The sequence below is a fragment of the Sphingomonas naphthae genome (assembly GCF_028607085.1).
In the GTDB taxonomy this organism is placed as follows: Bacteria; Pseudomonadota; Alphaproteobacteria; order Sphingomonadales; family Sphingomonadaceae; genus Sphingomonas_Q; species Sphingomonas_Q naphthae.
In genome coordinates, this window is sequence record NZ_CP117411.1 from 1,087,624 (window position 1) to 1,105,088 (window position 17,465).

Annotated in this window: 15 protein-coding genes; 7 read left to right on the forward strand and 8 right to left on the reverse strand. The window is 68.9% G+C overall.

What is annotated here, in order from left to right; genetic code table 11:
- The first annotated feature begins 180 nt into the window (after positions 1 to 180).
- The 6 genes from PQ455_RS05140 to PQ455_RS05165 all read left to right on the forward strand — a co-directional run bounded on the left by PQ455_RS05140 (position 181) and on the right by PQ455_RS05165 (position 4,533).
- The gene (locus PQ455_RS05140; RefSeq protein ID WP_273689800.1) at positions 181 to 597 is read left to right on the forward strand and encodes a GxxExxY protein; all 417 of its coding nucleotides are present in this window, start codon (positions 181 to 183) and stop codon (positions 595 to 597) included.
- Between the two features lie 10 nt (positions 598 to 607).
- Entirely contained in the window at positions 608 to 1,348 is a 741-nt protein-coding gene (gene fabG, locus PQ455_RS05145) for a 3-oxoacyl-[acyl-carrier-protein] reductase (protein ID WP_273689802.1), read from the forward strand.
- Between the two features lie 218 nt (positions 1,349 to 1,566).
- Entirely contained in the window at positions 1,567 to 1,803 is a 237-nt protein-coding gene (locus PQ455_RS05150; protein WP_273689804.1) for an acyl carrier protein, read from the forward strand.
- A gap of 147 nt (positions 1,804 to 1,950) precedes the next feature.
- Positions 1,951 to 3,210, forward strand: a complete 1,260-nt coding sequence (gene fabF, locus PQ455_RS05155; RefSeq protein ID WP_273689806.1) for a beta-ketoacyl-ACP synthase II — start codon at positions 1,951 to 1,953, stop codon at positions 3,208 to 3,210.
- 4 nt (positions 3,211 to 3,214) lie between these two features.
- Positions 3,215 to 4,213, forward strand: coding sequence for an endolytic transglycosylase MltG (gene mltG / locus PQ455_RS05160; protein WP_273689808.1), 999 nt, complete (start codon positions 3,215 to 3,217; stop codon positions 4,211 to 4,213).
- A 101-nt stretch (positions 4,214 to 4,314) separates the two neighbouring features.
- Positions 4,315 to 4,533, forward strand: a complete 219-nt coding sequence (locus tag PQ455_RS05165; RefSeq protein WP_273689810.1) for a hypothetical protein — start codon at positions 4,315 to 4,317, stop codon at positions 4,531 to 4,533.
- A 120-nt stretch (positions 4,534 to 4,653) separates the two neighbouring features.
- Here the strand turns inward: PQ455_RS05165 and argC are convergent, their stop codons facing one another.
- From argC to PQ455_RS05205, 8 genes are all read right to left on the reverse strand, one after another.
- On the reverse strand, positions 4,654 to 5,592 hold the full coding sequence (gene argC / locus PQ455_RS05170) for an N-acetyl-gamma-glutamyl-phosphate reductase (protein WP_273689812.1): 939 nt from the start codon (positions 5,590 to 5,592) through the stop codon (positions 4,654 to 4,656).
- Positions 5,593 to 5,594: 2 nt separating this feature from the next.
- Positions 5,595 to 6,533, reverse strand: a complete 939-nt coding sequence (locus PQ455_RS05175) for a C40 family peptidase (protein ID WP_273689814.1) — start codon at positions 6,531 to 6,533, stop codon at positions 5,595 to 5,597.
- Positions 6,457 to 6,789, reverse strand: a complete 333-nt coding sequence (locus PQ455_RS05180) for a MarR family transcriptional regulator (protein WP_273689815.1) — start codon at positions 6,787 to 6,789, stop codon at positions 6,457 to 6,459. The genes PQ455_RS05175 and PQ455_RS05180 overlap by 77 nt, the downstream gene beginning before the upstream one ends.
- 160 nt (positions 6,790 to 6,949) lie before the next feature.
- Positions 6,950 to 8,332, reverse strand: coding sequence for a leucyl aminopeptidase family protein (locus PQ455_RS05185; protein ID WP_273689817.1), 1,383 nt, complete (start codon positions 8,330 to 8,332; stop codon positions 6,950 to 6,952).
- A 34-nt stretch (positions 8,333 to 8,366) separates the two neighbouring features.
- Positions 8,367 to 9,461, reverse strand: a complete 1,095-nt coding sequence (locus PQ455_RS05190; protein WP_273689819.1) for a serine hydrolase — start codon at positions 9,459 to 9,461, stop codon at positions 8,367 to 8,369.
- Between the two features lie 95 nt (positions 9,462 to 9,556).
- Complete coding sequence (locus PQ455_RS05195; RefSeq protein ID WP_273689821.1) at positions 9,557 to 10,849, reverse strand: spinster family MFS transporter; 1,293 nt, start codon at positions 10,847 to 10,849, stop codon at positions 9,557 to 9,559.
- A 26-nt stretch (positions 10,850 to 10,875) separates the two neighbouring features.
- Positions 10,876 to 13,434, reverse strand: a complete 2,559-nt coding sequence (locus PQ455_RS05200; protein WP_273689822.1) for an HWE histidine kinase domain-containing protein — start codon at positions 13,432 to 13,434, stop codon at positions 10,876 to 10,878.
- On the reverse strand, positions 13,431 to 13,958 hold the full coding sequence (locus tag PQ455_RS05205; protein WP_273689824.1) for a biliverdin-producing heme oxygenase: 528 nt from the start codon (positions 13,956 to 13,958) through the stop codon (positions 13,431 to 13,433). The genes PQ455_RS05200 and PQ455_RS05205 overlap by 4 nt, the downstream gene beginning before the upstream one ends.
- A 163-nt stretch (positions 13,959 to 14,121) precedes the next feature.
- Between PQ455_RS05205 and PQ455_RS05210 the strand changes: the two genes are divergently transcribed.
- On the forward strand, positions 14,122 to 17,457 hold the full coding sequence (locus PQ455_RS05210; RefSeq protein WP_273691237.1) for a glycosyltransferase: 3,336 nt from the start codon (positions 14,122 to 14,124) through the stop codon (positions 17,455 to 17,457).
- The last annotated feature ends 8 nt before the right edge of the window (positions 17,458 to 17,465 follow it).

The window sequence follows — 17,465 nt, forward strand, 5'->3', positions numbered from 1 at the left end:
GGAAGAAGGAAGGTTGATTGGGACGTGGCTCCCCCAACGTTCGAGATACAGGCAACGACCGATGAGCCACGTCCCGATAACTCATCTTCCTCTCTCACTTCTCACTCTCCCTTCTTCTCTCCGCGCCTCCGCGTCTCCGCGCGAACAAAAATTCCCAGCCGTCCCCCGGAGAAAACGCCGATGGCAGACATAGACACCATCACCGGCGACGTGATCGACCTCGCCCTTCGCCTGCACCGTGATCTCGGCCCCGGCCTGCTCGAAAGCGTCTATGAGATGGTGCTGGCGAGCAAGCTCACCGCCATGGGCTACACCGTCGCCCGCCAGCACCCGGTCGATATCGCTTTCGAAGGCCTGCGCTTCGACGCCGCCTTTCGCATCGATCTGCTCGTCGATGGTCGGCTGCTCGTCGAGATCAAGTCGGTCGAGCGCCTCACCGCCGTCCACGCCAAACAATTGCTCACCTACTTGCGTCTTACCCATCAGCCCGTAGGGCTGCTCATCAACTTCGGTGGTGCCACGCTGAAGGAAGGGCTGAAGCGGATCGTCAACGATCACCGTCCTTCCTCATCGCCGCCCCTCCGCCTGAACCATTGAGAGGAAAAGCATGTTCGACCTTTCAGGCATGACCGCGCTGGTGACCGGCGCATCCGGCGGGCTCGGGTCGGAGACGGCCAAAGCGCTCGCGGCGCAGGGCGCCAAGGTGGCCCTGTCGGGCACGCGGCAGGGCGTGCTGGACGAGGTGGCGGCGGGGCTCGCCGGGGAGCCCGTCACGCTCGCCTGCAACCTCTCCGATCCGGCCGAGGTGGACGGTCTCGTGCCCCGCGCGGTCGAGGCGCTGGGCGGGCGGCTCGATATTCTCGTCAACAACGCCGGCATCACGCGGGACAATCTCATCCTGCGGATGAAGGATGACGAGTGGAATCAGGTGATCTCGGTCAATCTGGAGGCCGCGTTCCGCCTGATCCGCGCCGCCGCCCGGCCGATGATGAAGCAGCGGTTCGGCCGGATCGTCTCGATCACCTCCGTGGTCGGCGTCACCGGCAATCCGGGGCAGGCCAATTATGCCGCGTCGAAGGCGGGGCTGATCGGCATGTCCAAGAGCCTGGCGCAGGAACTGGCCAGCCGTTCGATCACGGTCAATTGCGTCGCCCCCGGCTTCATCCGCTCGGCGATGACCGACGGGCTGAACGAACAGCAGAAGGCCGCCATCCTGACGAAGATCCCCGCGGGCGATCTGGGCGCGGGCAGCGATATCGGCGCGGCGGTGGTGTATCTCGCCAGCCGGGAGGCGGGCTACGTCACGGGGCAGACCCTGCACGTCAACGGCGGCATGGCGATGATCTGACAAAACCCTCCCCCTGCGAGGGGAGGTGGCAGCCCGTCAGGGTTGACGGAGGGGTATCCCGCCATCGCGAGCGGGTCACCCCTCCACCAGCCTGCGGCTGGTCCCCCTCCCCTTGCAGGGGAGGATCGGGAGAGTGGTCCCGCCCGTCACACTCTTGCGCGCCTCCCGTGGCGCGGCTAGGGCGCGTTCAAAGGTTTAAGGCACGGAAAGGCTACAGCATGAGCGACACCGCAGAGCGCGTGAAGAAGATCGTTGTCGAGCATCTCGGCGTCGAGGCGGACAAGGTCACCGAGGAAGCGAGCTTCATCGACGATCTGGGTGCCGACAGCCTCGACATCGTCGAGCTGGTAATGGCGTTCGAGGAAGAGTTCGGCGTGGAAATCCCCGACGACGCGGCCGAGAAGATCAGCACCGTCAAGGATGCCATCAGCTACATCGACGCCAACAAGGGCTGAGCCCTTCCAGCGTCGACCGGCTGCGCGGCTCTCCGGCGACATGCCGGGGGGCCGCTTCTGGTTTCTGATGATGCGAAAGAACCCCGCCCCGAAGTGGCTATATCCGCGACGGGGCGGCATAAAGAGAATGGAAGAAGGAGACCGCCCATGCGTCGCGTAGTCGTGACCGGACTGGGGCTCGTCACGCCGCTGGGTGCGGATGTCGAGACCGCCTGGGCCAACATTCTTGCGGGCAAATCCGGCGCCGGCACCATCACCCGCTTCGATCCGTCCGATCAGATCTGCAAGATCGCGTGCGAGGTGAAGCCCGCCGACCATGAATATGGCTTCGATCCGAACAAGCGGGTGGACTACAAGGTCCAGCGCCAGGTCGATCCGTTCATCATCTACGGCATCGACGCCGCCGGCCAGGCGCTGGAAGACGCCGGCCTGACCGAGATGAGCGAGGAGGAGCGGTTCCGCGCCGGCTGCTCGATCGGTTCGGGCATCGGCGGCCTGCCGGGCATCGAGAGCGAATCGCTGGTGCTCGCCGCCAAGGGGCCGCGCCGCGTCTCGCCGCACTTCGTCCACGGGCGCCTCATCAACCTGATCTCGGGCCAGGTCTCGATCAAATATGGCCTGATGGGGCCGAACCACGCGGTCGTCACCGCCTGCTCGACCGGCGCGCATGCGATCGGCGATGCCGCGCGGATGATCGCGATGGACGATGCCGACGTGATGCTGGCTGGCGGCGCCGAATGCGCCATCTGCCCGATCGGCATCGCCGGTTTCGCGCAGGCCAAGGCGCTGTCGACCCGCAACGACGAGCCCGAAAAGGCCAGCCGCCCCTATGACAAGGATCGCGACGGCTTCGTCATGGGCGAGGGCGCGGGCGTGGTGGTGCTCGAGGAATATGAGCATGCCAAGGCACGCGGCGCCAAAATCTACGCCGAGGTCGTCGGCTATGGCCTGTCGGGCGACGCCTATCATGTGACGGCGCCGCACCCGGAAGGCTCGGGCGCGTTCCGATCGATGCAGATGGCGCTCAAGAAAGCCGGCATGGCGCCGTCCGATATCGATTACATCAACGCCCACGGCACCTCGACCCCGATGGGCGACGAGCTGGAACTGGGCGCGGTCCGCCGCCTGTTCGGCGACGCGATCGAGACGGTGTCGATGTCCTCGACCAAATCGGCGATCGGCCATCTGCTGGGCGGCGCGGGCGCGGTCGAATCGATCTTCTGCATCCTCGCCATCCGCGACCAGATCGTTCCGCCGACGATCAACCTAGATAACCCCAGCGACAGCTGCGTGGGCGTCGATCTGGTGCCCCACGTCGCCAAGAAGCGGCAGGTGAAGGCGGTGCTGAACAACAGCTTCGGCTTCGGTGGCACCAACGCCAGCCTGATCCTCAAGGCCGTCGACTGACCCGATGGCGCGGCGCCGCACCTCTCGCAAGGGCGCGGCCGTCGCGCTGATCGTGGCGGCGGCGCTCGTCGTCGCCGCCGCCGTCGCCGGCTATCCGGCATGGCGCGACTGGTATGGCCCCGGCCCGCTCGACGAGGCGAAGGAAGTCACTATCCCGGCCGGCTCGACGCTGGCGGGCGCGGCGCGCGCGCTGGAGAAGGCCGGCGCGATCCGCTCGACCACGGGCTTCCTCCGCTTCGCGCGCCATCTGGGCCCGTCCAAGCCGATCCGCGCGGGCGAGTTCGAGATTCCGGTCGAGGCGAGCGGCAAGGAAATCCTGACGCTCCTCCAGAACGGCAAGACGCTCCAGCGGCTGGTGACCATTCCCGAAGGCATGCCCTCGGTCATGGTCGTCGATCGCCTCCGCTCCGAGCCGCTGCTGGAGGGCGAGACCGACGTGCCCGAAGAGGGCAGCGTCCTGCCCGACAGCTACAGTTTCGAGAAGGGCGAAGCCCGCGCCGACGTGCTCGATCGGATGCAGGCGGCGATGACGAAGACGCTCGCCGAGCTGTGGGACAAGCGCAATCCCACCACGGTCGTCACCACCCCGCGTGAGGCGATCATCCTCGCCTCCATCGTCGAGAAGGAAACCGGCGTCGCGTCGGAACGCCGTCTGGTCGCGGCGGTCTATTCCAACCGCCTCCGCATGGGGATGCGCCTCCAGGCCGATCCGACGACGATCTACCCGATCACGAGGGGCCGCCCGCTCGGCCGCCGCATCCGCCGCTCCGAACTGAACGCGGTCAACGGCTACAACACATATGCCATGGCCGGGCTGCCGCAGGGGCCGATCGCCAATCCGGGCCGCGAATCGATCGCGGCGGTGCTCGATCCGGCGCCCAGCAAGGCGCTCTATTTCGTCGCCAGCGGCAAGGGCGGCCATGTGTTCGCCGACACGCTGGCGCAGCACAATTCCAACGTGCAGAAATTCTACGCGCTGCGCCGCCAGCGCGGCGAGATGTAGCGGGAAATCGTCGGGCGGAGCTGATCCGCCCGATTGTTATGGCTCCGTTTCGCGCGCTTTGCGTTTGTGTGCCGTAACCGGCTCACACGGAAGGACCATCCATGGCCAGCGAAGCGATCACCCCCGTTACCGACACCACCACGACGGCCGAGCCCACGGCCGCCGAGCAGAAGATCGCGGCCGCCCGCGACGCGCTGCTGGCGAAATCCGCCCCGCTGATCGAGCAGGCCAAGGGCTTCGCCAAGGCCCGCCCGTTCGCCACGGCGGCGCTGGCGGGTGTGCTGGGGATCGCGTTCCTGAACACGCTGCGGGGGAAGTAAACTTCAAGCAAACCCGTCACCCCGGCGAAGGCCGGGGTCTCAGGAGGCTCGGGGCAACGGTTCCGCACATCGCCTGAGACCCCGGCCTCCGCCGGGGTGACGGTTATTTGCGAGGGGCGATTACAGCTTCAACCCCGCCGCCTCGTCAAAGCCCGCCATGATGTTGAGGTTCTGCACGGCAGCCCCCCCCGCGCCCTTGCCGAGATTGTCCAGCGCCGCCACCAGCCGCGCCTGACCCGCCGCCTCGTCGCCATAGACGAACAGATCGAGCCGATCCGTTCCCGCCGCCTGCTCGATATCCAGCGAGGTCGGCGCATCGCCCACCACGCGCACCAGCGGGCGCCCGCGATAGGCCTCGTGCAGCGCCTCGCGCATCGCCGCCAGGCTGGCGCCGGCGGGCAGCAGGTGCATGTGCAGCGGCACCTCGACGATCATGCCCCGATAGGTCCGCGCCACTGCCGGCGCGAAGATCGGCGGATGGGCAAGTCCCGCATGGCCCTGCATCTCGGGCACATGCTTGTGCCCCAGCGACAGCGCATAGGCGCGGAAGGCGGTGTCGGTGGCGCCGGCGATCGCCCGGTCCTCGAACTGCGCGATCATCGCCTTGCCGCCGCCCGAATAGCCCGACGTGGCCGAGACGGTTGCGGGATAGTCCGCCGGGATCAGCCCCGCGCGCACCAGCGGGCGCACCAGCCCCAGAAAGCCCGTTGGGTAGCAGCCGGGGTTCGACACGCGGGTCGACGCCTCGATCTCCGCCGTCCGGCCCGGCTCGATCTCGGGAAAGCCATAGGCCCAGCCGGCGGCGGTGCGGTGCGCGGTCGAGGCGTCGATCACCTTGGTGGTGTCGTTTTCGATCAGCGCCACCGCCTCGCGCGCGGCGTCGTCGGGCAGGCACAGGATCACCACGTCAGCCGCGTTGAGCGCCTCGGCGCGGGCGGCGGCCTCCTTGCGGCGCGCGTCGGGGATGGTCAGCAAAGCGATGTCCGTGCGGCCGGCCAGCCGGTCGCGGATTTCGAGGCCGGTGGTGCCGGCGGCGCCGTCGATGAAAACCTTCACCATCTCTAGTCGATCCTTCTGCGCGCGACGATCGGCCGGGTTTCGCCCGCCTCCTCCAGTCTCGCGATCACGTCGGCGAGCGGCTCGATCACCGTCGCCATCCAAAATGCGTTGGCGTGGAGCAACCGCGCCCCATCCGCCATCAGCCCGACATGGCCGGGAAAGAAGATAATATCGCCTCGTCGGAGTGCATCCCCCTCGGCGATCTCGCGCCCCAGACCGCGCTGCTGGTCGCTGTCGCGCGGCGCCAGGATGCCCGACAGGCCGAGCGCCACCTGCACCAGCCCGGAGCAATCGATGCCGCCGGCGCCGCGCCCGCCCCACAGATAGGGCGCGCCGATCAGCCGCTCGGCCACCGCGACCGGATCGGGCGAAACCTCGTCCACCGCCGCCACATGGCGCAAGTGCAGATAGCCTTGCGCCACCTTCAGGAACGCGCCCTCGGCCTCGCCGCATAGCCGCGCGCCGATCGGCAGGCTCGTCACCACGGCCGTCTTGATCGCCGGCCCGGCGAACACCGGCGCCAGCGGGGCGGTGACGACATGGTTCGCCTCCGCCTCGATCGCGCCCAGCGCCGCGACCGGCAGGTAGCCGACATAATGATCGTGCAGGCCATAGCCCCAGGCCCAGCCGCCGGTCACGTCCAGCACGGCGAAACCCTCGCCCTGCTTGAGCTGCGATACGGCGGTGGCGGATCCGTCGGCGGCCCCGCTCAGCGGCACGCTGGCCGCCTCGACGCGGCAGGGGTGGGGCAGGGCATAATGCGGCGCGAACAGCATACCGGCCAGCGCCGCGTCGGCCAGATCGGGCCGGATCGCGTTGGTGCGCGGGTCGAGAGCCCGCGTGGGGCCGGTCAGCCGAAAGCGGTCAACCGGCGGCCGGGCGGGGGCGGCGGGAAAGCGGATCGGGGACTTCGCCCTCGATGAGGCCTCCGAAGAGCTCAAGAAAGTCCGTCCCCTTGTCCGTAGACGCCACGAAAACATTGCGCCGGTCGGCCTCGTCGCGTTCGCGCCGCAGATAGCCGAGCGCACCCAACGTATTCAAGGCGCGTGTGACAACGGGTTTGGATACCCCGAGGTTCTGCGCCAGGCCGCGCACCGTATGCGGGCCGGGCGTCATGTAAACGAGCAGGAGCAGCGCCATCTGCCGGTTGGTCAGATCGGGCTTGCCCGAGCGGACATAGCCCACCAGCGTCTGCATCCAACTACCAAGCGACCCATCGTGGATCATATGCGCCTCTCTAACCTGGACCGGCTTCTTCCTCCGGGGGCGGAGAAGAGCCTGCTAGGATCGAAAAACACCTGAACAGCGCGATCGTTTCATTGGCGGCGCGATTGGCTGGTCGCGGGCTACGACCGGCTCAGCCCGCGAAGCGCCGTTTGAGCATTTCCCACGCCGCGCGCAGCGCCAGCGCCTCGCCGCCTTTGGGTCGTCCCGGCTTGGCCGTCGGCATCCAGGCGAAGGTGTCGAAATGCACCCAGGGCAGCCCGGCGGGCACGAATTCCTGAAGGAACACCGCCGCCGTGATCGCGCCCGCGAAGCCGCCGGAGCCGGCGTTGTTGATGTCGGCGATGTCCGATTTCAGCATGTCGCGATAGGGCTTCCAAAGCGGCAGCCGCCACACCGGATCGCTCACCGCATCGCCCGCCGCGACCAGATCGGCCGCCAGCGCGTCGTCGTTGGCGAACAAGGCCGGCAGGTCCGGCCCCAGCGCCACCCGCGCCGCGCCGGTCAGGGTCGCGAAATCGATCAGCAGGGCGGGCTTGTCCTCGGCCGCGTGGGTGATCGCGTCGCCCAGCACCAGCCGGCCCTCGGCGTCGGTGTTGCCGATCTCGACATGCAGTCCGCTGCGCGCCGTCAGCACGTCGCCGGGGCGGAAGGCGTCGCCGGCGATCGCATTCTCCACCGCCGGGATCAGCAGGTGGAGCCGCACCGCCAGCCCCGCGCCCATCACCAGCCCGGCCAGCGCCAGCGCGTGCGCCGCGCCACCCATGTCCTTCTTCATCAGCAGCATCCCCGCCGCCGGCTTGATATCGAGCCCGCCCGAATCGAAGCACACGCCCTTGCCGACGATCGCGAGGCGCGGATGCGCCGGGTCGCCCCATGTCAGCTCGATCAGGCGCGGCGCGCGGGCGCGGACGGCGGCGCGGCCGACCGCGTGGATCATCGGATAGCCCTGCTCCAGCGCATCGCCCTGCGTTACGGTCACCGTGCCGCCATGCGCCTTGGCGACCGCCTCCACCGCGCCCTGCAACTCGGCCGGCCCCATGTCGGCGGGCGGCGTATCGACCAGATCGCGCACCAGCGCGACCGCCTGGGCGACCCGCACCACGCCATCGATCGCCGCCGGCTCGCGGGTCAGCAATATGCGGGGCGAGGCGGGGTCGGGCTTCCTGCGATAGCGATCGAAGCGGTGCTGGGCGAGCAGCCAGCCGAGCGCGGCGGCCCCCGGCGCGCCCTCCTTCAGCCGATAGGTGCCGGCGGGCAGCTTGGCGCAGACGGCGGCCAGATCCCACGGGCCGTTCTCCTCGGCCATGCCGATCGCGGCGCTCCACTCGCCCTTGTCGCCCGGCAGGATCACGATCTCCCCCGCCTTTGCCCTGAACCGCGCCGCCGCGACCAGCGCGCGCACGCCCTCGGGCTGGCCGGCGAGCCACCCGTCGAGCCCGGCCTTGCCCAGCGGCAGCAACGTCCGGGCATCCTGCCCGCGATCGGCGATGAGGAGAGAGGCGAAATCGGTCATGGCGTCAGCGGATGCGGCATGTGTGGACTATTGTCTACGGCTTCACCGCCACCCCATGCGCGCCGATCACCGCGCGGGTCACGTTCTGCATCATCTGCATTCGCTGCCACACCGCCAGCCGCGTGCTGGCGATCATTACCGCGACCGAATAGGTGCGGCCATCGGGCGCGGTCAGGATGGCCACGTCGTTATAGCCGGTGCCGGTGCCGCCCAGATCCTGCCCCGTGCCTGTCTTGTGGGCGAAGGCCCAATCCTCGTCGATGCCGCCCTTCAGGCGCTTCGGGCCGGTCTTGCTCTGCGCCATCGTGCTCAGCAGCAGCTGGGTCGAGGCGGGGGAGAGCAATTCGGTCTTGCGCAGCTTCGCCAGCGCGGCGGTGATGCCGTCGGGCTCGGCGCCGTCGATCGGATCGGCGAGATAGCGGTCGAGCGCCGCCTGGCGCTGCGCCAGCGGCAGCGCGGCGCGGGCCGCCTCGAAGCCGCGACCGAGGCCGCCCATCGACTGTTTCCACGTCAGTCCGGCGGTCTGCGCCTGCAACAATCGCTCGCCGGGGCCGAAGCGGATGCCGCCGATACCCTTGGCCAGCATCATCGCCCGCACCGAATCCGGCCCGCCGACGAGCCGCAGTAGCGCGTCGTTGGCGGTATTGTCGCTCTGCGTCATCGCGCGGGTGAACAGGTCGCGTACCGTGGTGGTATAGCCGCTCGCGCCGACCAGCGCGGCGATCGGCTGGTGGAACAGGGTTAGATCCTCGCGCCGGATCGTGACCGGCTGGTCGAGCCGCACCGTGCCGCGATCGATCCGGTCGAGCAGGGTGATCGCCACCCACAGCTTGGACACGCTCTGCTGCGGGAAGCGCGCGGTGCCGTTGAACGACACGATCCAGCCCGCCTGGATATCGCGCACCGAAATGCCCACCCGGCCGGCGAACCCGCGCCCCAGTTCGGCGATGCGCGTGGCCAGCATCGCCGGCGGCTGGGGCGTGGCGCCGGGCGGCACCACCACCGGCACCGCCACCTTGACCGGCGCGGTCGCGGCGGGAAGCGGGGCTTTGGCGGAGGGGGTGACGCAGGCGGACAGGAGCAGGGGAAGGGCAAAGGCGGCCAGCCGGCCGAAGCGCGATATCGTCAAGGCATCCCCCGATTATTCGCTCGTTTTCTTAGCGACTTGCACGGGAAGCGCACTGTCCGCCGGTCGCGCTACAGCCCCATCCTGCCGCACGGCGCCTACCGGTTCCAGTCCTTCGCCAGATGGCGCGAGGCCAGACCCATCAGCAATGCCGCCAGCAGGTAGAATACGAGCACGCACAGGATCGAATAGCGCAGCGCATCGTCGCCGAACTGCGGGCCGAGCTTGTCGGAGATGAAGCCGATGATGAGCGGCCCGAGACCGATGCCGATCAGATTGTTGACGAACAGGAAGGTCGCCGAGGCGGTCGCCCGCATCGACGGCGGCACCAGATGCTGGACGGCGGTGATGACCGGCCCCAGCCACACCAAGGCCAGCGCCACCGGCACCACGAACAGCAGGATGGTGACGGGCAGATTGTGGACGAGCAGCCCCGTCACGTAGAAGGGCACCGCGATCAGATAGGCGATCGCCGGCACCCGGCCGTAGGCGGCGGGGTTCGACGGGCCGAGCCTGTCGCCCAGCCAGCCGCCGGCCCACACGCCCGCGACGCCGCCGACGAAGGTGATCCCGCCGACGATCTGCGACACGGTGATCGGCGCCAGCGCGAAGGTGCGGGCGAAGAAGGAGACCGTCCAGAACAGCATTCCGTAGCCGACGATCGAGCTGCACGAGGCGCCGAACGCCAGCAGCCAGAAGCTCGGCTTGCGGCGGAGCAGCGCCAGCACCGCGCGAAAGGGCGGCGCCTCCGCGCTCGGCTGCGGCGGATCGAAGCGGCCGCGCGCCGGCTCCTTCACCACCAGCCGGAAGATCGGCGCCAGCACCAGCCCGGCCAGCCCGACGCTCACGAACGCCACCCGCCAGTCCACCGTCGCCGCGATCCAGCCGCCGAGCAGGATGCCCAGCGCCGATCCGAGCGGGATGCCCAGCGAATAGAAGGCCATCGCCTTGGCACGGCTCGAGCGAGGGAAATAATCGGCGATCAGCGCATAGGTCGGCGCGACCCCGCCGGCCTCGCCCACGCCCACGCCGAGGCGGGCAAGGAACAGCTGCCAGAAATTGCCCGCCGCCCCGCACATAGCGGTGAACAGGCTCCACAGGGCCAGGCTGATGGTGATGATCGCGGTGCGGCTCTTGCGGTCGGCCAGCCAAGCGATCGGGATGCCGAGCGCGGTGTAGAAGAGAGCGAAGGCGATGCCCGAGAGCAGCCCCAGCTGCGTGTCGGTCAGCTGGAATTCTTCCTTGATCGGCAGCGCGAGGATGCCGAGGATCTGCCGGTCGATGAAGTTGAACGTATAGACCAGCAGCAGCATCACGAGCACAAGCCCGCGATAGCCCGCGCTCTCGATCCGTCTCCCGCCCGTATCCGTCGCCGCTGTCTCGCCCGCCATCGCCATCCGCCTCTTATCGTTGGCGGTCAGCTTTGCCCGTTGAGGTTGACGCGCGCAATCGCCGCGGCGAGCGATTCCAGATTGTACGGCTTCTTCACGATCAGCACGGCGGCATGGCGCTCGGGCAGGTCGAGCTGGTCGCCATAACCGGTGGCGAAGGCGAAGGGGATGCCCGCCTCGGCCAGCGCGTCCGCCACGGGCAGGCTGGTTTCCACCCCCAGGTTGAAATCGAGCAGGGCGAAGCCGGGCGGGTTGGCCGCGATCACGCTGAGCGCCTCGTTCACGTTGGAGGCGGTGGTCACCGCGCGCGCGCCGAGCGAGCGCAGCCCGTCCTCGCCGTCGAGCGCGATGATGAGGCTGTCTTCCACCAGCAGCACGTGGCGGCCGTTGAGCAATCCTTCGCTGACGGCCGGCTTGGGCGCCTTGGCGCGGCTGCGGGCGGTATCGGCCAGCACGCTCGCCACCCAGCGGCTGGGGATGCAGAAATGCGCTTCCAGCCCGCCGAGCCGGTAATGCGCCTCGGCCTTGCCTTGAAGGTCGTAGGGGATCGATCGTTCGATGATCGTGCTGCCGAACCCGCGCCGCGAGGGGGCGGTGACGGCGGGGCCGCCGATCTCCGTCCAGTCGAGCAGCAGGCTGCCGTCCTCGTCCACCGTCCACGACACATCGACATGGCCGCTATCGGAAAGCGCGCCATATTTGGCGGCATTGGTGATGAGTTCGTGGAGGACGAGCGCCATCGTCGTGAAGGCGGTCGGCTCCAGCAGCACGTTCGGCCCGCGCGCGCGGATGCGTTCGCGGTTGCTGGAGAGATAGGCGGCGGCCTCCGTCTCGATCAGGTCGATCAGGCTGGCGGGCGCCCAGCGGTCGGCGGTGATCTGGTCGTGCGCGCGGGCGAGCGATCCGATGCGGTCGTCCAGCGTCTCGATGAAGGCGGCGGTCGGCATCGGCGTCGCCCGGCCCTGGCTGACGAGGCCCCGGATCAGCGCGAGAATGTTGCGCACGCGGTGGTTCAGTTCGGCGATCAGCAATTCCTGCCGCTCGGCCGCCTTGGCGCGCTCCTGCCCGGCATTGTCGCTCATCCGCAGCACCACTTCGAGCAGGGTGGTGCGCAGCATTTCGGCGGCGCGCATCTCGGGATCGGTGAAGGGCAGGGCATAGCCGCGCACCAGTTCGGACCATTCCTCGAAGCTCTTGCGCGGGGTCAGGCGCGGGCCGTTGGGGCCATAGTCGATCGTCTTTTCGGGGTTGCCCGCCCAGCGCACCGCGCGCAGCCGCTCGGCGCGGAACAGCACGACATAGTCGCGCGGCCGGCGCGAGACGGGGATGGCGATCAGGCCGGCGGCGCGGTCGGCATATTTCTCGGCGCCGGGCAGGATCGTGGCGATGCGATCGGTGGAATATATCTGGCTCGCCGCCAGCATGTTGAGCGAGCGGACGATCGCCGCGAAATCCTCACGCGGCGGGGCCAGGCCGGAGAGCGCGACCTTGCCGTCGACATAGACGCCCGCGCCGTCCGAGGGGATGGCCTCGGACATGACGTCACCCAGCCACGGTGCGTTGGTCAGCAGGTCGCCATCCTCGGCCAGCGAGGTCATCAGCCGGTCGGCCACGTCGCGCGCCTTGCGCTCGTAATCGCCGAGGCTCTGGCGTTCGCGGCTCTCCAGCATCAGCGAGAACATCTGGCCGAACAGTTCGGCGATGGTCCGCTGCGTCATGCTGGGCAGGCGCGGCGCATAATGGTGGCAGGCGAACAGCCCCCACAGGCGCCCCTCGACCACGATCGAGATCGACAGCGACGCCTTCACGCCCATGTTGGCGAGATATTCGATGTGGATCGGGGAGACCGCGCGGGTCAGCGACAGCGACAGGTCGATCGGCTCTCCGCGCGCGTCCAGCGTCGGGATGATCGCGGGCGCCTCGGCATCGACATCGGCGATCACGCGGAAGACGTTGCGCAGGTAGAGCTTGCGCGCCTGCGCCGGAATGTCGCTGGCGGGATAGTTGAGGCCCAGGAAGCTGTCGATGCCGGGGCGGACGGATTCGGCGATGACCTCGCCCGATCCCACGCTGTCGAAACGATAGACCATCACCCGATCGAAACCGGTGATCGCACGCACCTGCCGCGCGCCCTCGCGGAACAGGCCCTTCAGATCCTCGGCCTGGGTCAGCCGGCCGACGAGGCCCCGCACCACCGAGGCCGCCTCCGTCTCCTCGACGATCGCGGGCTCGGCCTCGATGAGGACGCCGCCGCTCGCGAAATGGACCGCCACGTCGAACGGCGGGCGCCCCTCCACCAGCGACAGGTTGAACAGCCGCTCGACCATGTCGCCGCCGCGCAGGATCGTCAGCCGGTTGCGGATCGCATGGACCGCATCGGGGCAGAAGATCGTCGCGATCGGCTGGCCCAGCGCATCCTCGGCCGATGTGCCGATGAAGTCGGCGATGTTGGCCGAGGCGCGCGACACGATCCAGTCGGTCGAGACCGCCAGCAGGAAGCCGAAGGGCTGGATGCGGCCCGGAATATGGATCGGCTCGCGATCGCAATTCGTCAGGTCGGTCGGGGAATTGGGCTCGATGCTCATGCGGGATCCTCGACGCGGGCGGCGCGGGCGAAGGTGGCGAAGGCGGCCTCGGCGGCCATGATGGCTTCGTCGACCCAATCCTCGCCGGTCGCCGCGTCGTCCAGCGCCGCCATGAAGTCGCGCCACTCGCCTGGTGCGAATTTATGGGCGAGATAGGCGCGGGGCAGGCCGTCCGCCACCCGCTCCGCCAGCATCGCGCCGCCCAGCCGCGATCCCTCGATCACATAGAGCGTCCCCCAGCGCGCGGCCTCGCCATTCAGCCGGGCGATGGATATCGGCGCGGGCACCGCCCGGCCGAGCGCCGCCAGATCGGCGCGCAGCAGCGGCCCGCGCGGGCTCCAGCGCGGCCAGGGCGCGGTCTCGCCCAGCGCATCCTCGATCGGCAGCAATGCGCGGGCATGCGCCGTCAGGAAGGCGGCATAGCTCTCGCCGTCGCCCAGATCATAGCCGGCAAAGGCGGCGTCCAGCGCCTCGTGAGTCGCGTGCGTCGCGGCGCGGAGCCGCTGGCGGACGGGGAAGCTCACGCGGCAGCGCCCGCGTAAGGCGTTGAACGGACGGGGTTGCGGGCTGCCATAGGGGCGACGGGCTAGACCAGCCCGCCCCACATGGCAACGCGCCATTGCCGCGCCCGCGCGACCGGCCTAGACCGCCCCGCTGAACAACCCGGCACGAGAAGCGGTGACGAATATGGGCCAGCAGCCGGTCTTCTACGATCCCAGCGGCCGCCGGCGCCGCCGTTTCACCGTCTCGGTCGTCGCCTTCGTCGCGCTGCTGCTGCTGGCGATCGCCATCTTCGTCGGCTCTATCGTCGAAACGCCCGCCGGCAGGCCGCTGCCGTTCGAGGTGGAGCGCCCGCCCGTCCGCAGCATCGGCCAGCTGGCGCATCAGGAAGGCAATCGCATCGTCCGCGCGCTCCGCGCCCGATCTCTGCTGCCCGCCAAGGCCTACAAGTCGCAGAAACCGCTCGCCGTCTCCTTCCACGCGCCGTGGGACGATGCCAGCGCCGCCTCGCTCGGCCGCCACGTCGACGATCTCGACTGGATCGTGCCCGGCTGGCTGTCGGTGACCGGGCCGGGCCACAAGCTCACCGTCTTTCCCGATCTGGCGGGCCACCGCATCATCGATGGCGCGTCGCGGCGGCCCAAGGTGCTGCCGATGCTCCAGAACGCGATCGAGGGTGAATGGGACGGCAAGGGCACCGCCGCGCTGCTCGCGGATCGCGTGGCCCGTACGCGGCTCCTCGATCGGCTGGAGGGCTTCCTCGTGGCCAACCACGCCGACGGCGCCTTCTTCGATCTCGAGGATCTGCCCGCCTCGGCCCAGCCCGATTACCTCGCCTTCCTCCGCGAAGTCCGTGCCCGCTTCGACAAGCGCCATTGGCTGATGGCGATGGCCGTGCCGGTCGGCGACCGCGACTGGAACCTGCCGGCCTATGCCAGGGTCGTCGATCGCCTGTTCCTGATGGCCTATGACGAACATTATCCCGGCGGCGATCCCGGCCCGATCGCCTCGCAGAACTGGTTCGTTACGCAGGTCGCCACCGCCGCGCGCGGGGTGCCGCGCGACCGGATCGTCGTCGCGGTCGGCTCCTATGCCTATGATTGGGCCAAAAGCGGCGGCACCGATGCCATGTCGGTCGAGCAGGCGTGGCTGACCGCGCACGAATCCGATGCGATCCCGGCCTATGACAAGGCGAGCGGCAACAGCAGCTTTCAATATGCCGAGGGCGATACGCCCCACACCGTCTGGATGCTGGATGCCGCCAGCGTCCACAACCAGCTCGCGGCGCTGCGCCGGGGCGGCTTCAACGCCTTCGCCTTGTGGCGGCTGGGCAGCGAAGACCCCTCTGTCTGGCAGGTGTTCGGCCGCGCCCACGAGACCGGCGCCAACGTCCGCGCGATCGAGGCGATCCCGGCGGGCACCGATGTCGATATCGAAGGCGCGGGCGAGATATTGAAGGTCGGCGCGGTGCCCGTGCCGGGCTTCCGGCAGGTCGACGTGGACGGGCAGGGCAATGTCGCCGACCAGCGCTATATCCGCCTGCCGCTGCCCTATGCCATCCAGCGCGCCGGCTATCGCCCCGGCCTCGTCGCGCTGACCTTCGACGACGGCCCCGACCCCAATTGGACGCCGCGCGTCCTCGACGTGCTGAAGGCCAAGAAGGTGCCCGCCACCTTCTTCGTCGTCGGCGAAAATGCGCTCGCCAATTACGGCCTGCTCCGCCGCGAGGTGGCCGAGGGGCATGAGGTGGGCAACCACACTTATACTCACCCCAATCTCGGCCAGGCGAGCGATCGCGAGACCGAGATCGAACTGAACGCCAACCAGCGGCTGTTCCAGGCCTTCACGATGCGCTCGATGCGGCTGATGCGCGCGCCTTACTTCGGGGATGCCGAGCCGACCACGGCGGACGAAATCGATCCGGTGCTGATCGGCCAGCGGCTCGGCTATCTCTCGGTCGGCCTCCATGTCGATCCCGACGACTGGAAGCGCCCCGGCGTCCAGCACATCATCGACGAGACGATCGCCGGCGTGCAGGCCAGCAACGGCGACCGATCGGGCAATGTCGTCCTGCTCCACGACGCGGGCGGCGACCGGCGGCAGACGGTCGAGGCGCTGCCGATCATCATCGATCGCCTCCGTGCCCTCGGCTATCGCTTCGTGCCGGTGTCCGAGCTGATCGGCCTCAGCCCGCTTCAGGCAATGCCGCCGCTGCCCCCGTCCGAACAGGGCGCCGCGCGCACCGATCTCGCCCTGTTCACCACGCTCGGCCTGATCCTTCAGGCGCTCAAGGTGATCTTCTTCGTCGCGATCAGCCTCGGCATCCTGCGCGCCATCACGCTGGCCGGGCTGGCGCTGTGGCAGGCCCGCCGCGAGAACAGGCAGGTCTGGCCCGCGCTCGACCCGGACAAATTCGTCTCGGTGCTGATCCCCGCCTATAACGAGGCGCGCGTGATCGAACGATCGGTCGCCAAGGTGCTGGCTTCGACCGACGTGCGGATCGAGGTGATCGTGATCGACGACGGATCGAAGGACGACACCAGCGCGATCGTGGCCCGCGCCTTCGCCGACGAGCCGAGGGTCCGCCTGCTGACGCTGGAGAATGGCGGCAAGGCCCGCGCGCTCAACGAGGGGCTGAAGCTGACCAATGGCGAAATCGTCATCGCGCTCGACGCCGACACCCAGTTCGAGCCGCGCACCATCGCCCGCCTCGCGCGCTGGTTCGGCGATCCGAAACTCGGCGCGGTCGCGGGCAATGCCAAGGTCGGCAACCGGGTCAATCTGGTCACCCGCTGGCAGGCGCTGGAATATATCACCGCGCAGAATCTGGAGCGCCGCGCGCTGGGCCGGCTCGATGCGATCACCGTCGTCCCCGGCGCGGTCGGCGCTTGGCGGCTGGCGGCGATCGCGCAAGCCGGCGGCTATCCGCACGACACGCTGGCCGAGGATCAGGATCTCACCATCGCCATCCAGCGGCTCGGCTGGACGGTCAGCTACGACCAGTCCGCCATCGCGTGGACCGAGGCGCCCGAGAGCTTCCGCGCGCTCGCTAAGCAGCGCTTCCGCTGGGCGTTCGGCACGCTGCAATGCCTGTGGAAGCATGGCGCGGTGCTGCGCAACGGCCAGCCCAAGGGCCTCGCCCGCATCGGCTTGCCGCAGGCGATCCTGTTCCAGCTCGTCTTCGCCGCCATCTCGCCCATCATCGATCTGGCGCTCGTCGCCTCGATCGTCGGCACCTGGATGAACGTCGCGGCGCACGGCTGGGCGCAGACACGCGGCGATGTCGGGCTGATGGCGGTCTATTGGCTCGTTTTCACCGCGATCGACCTGCTCGCCGGCATCGTCGCCTTCGGCCTCGAACCGCGCGAGAAATGGCGGCTGCTGTGGCTGCTGGTGCCGCAACGCATCGGCTATCGGCAGGTGATGTATTATGTCGTCATCAAGGCGCTCAGCAACGCGCTGCGCGGCCGCATGGTCGGCTGGGGCAAGCTGGAGCGGTCGGGCAGGGTAGGGGCGGCCTGAGCGGCGTC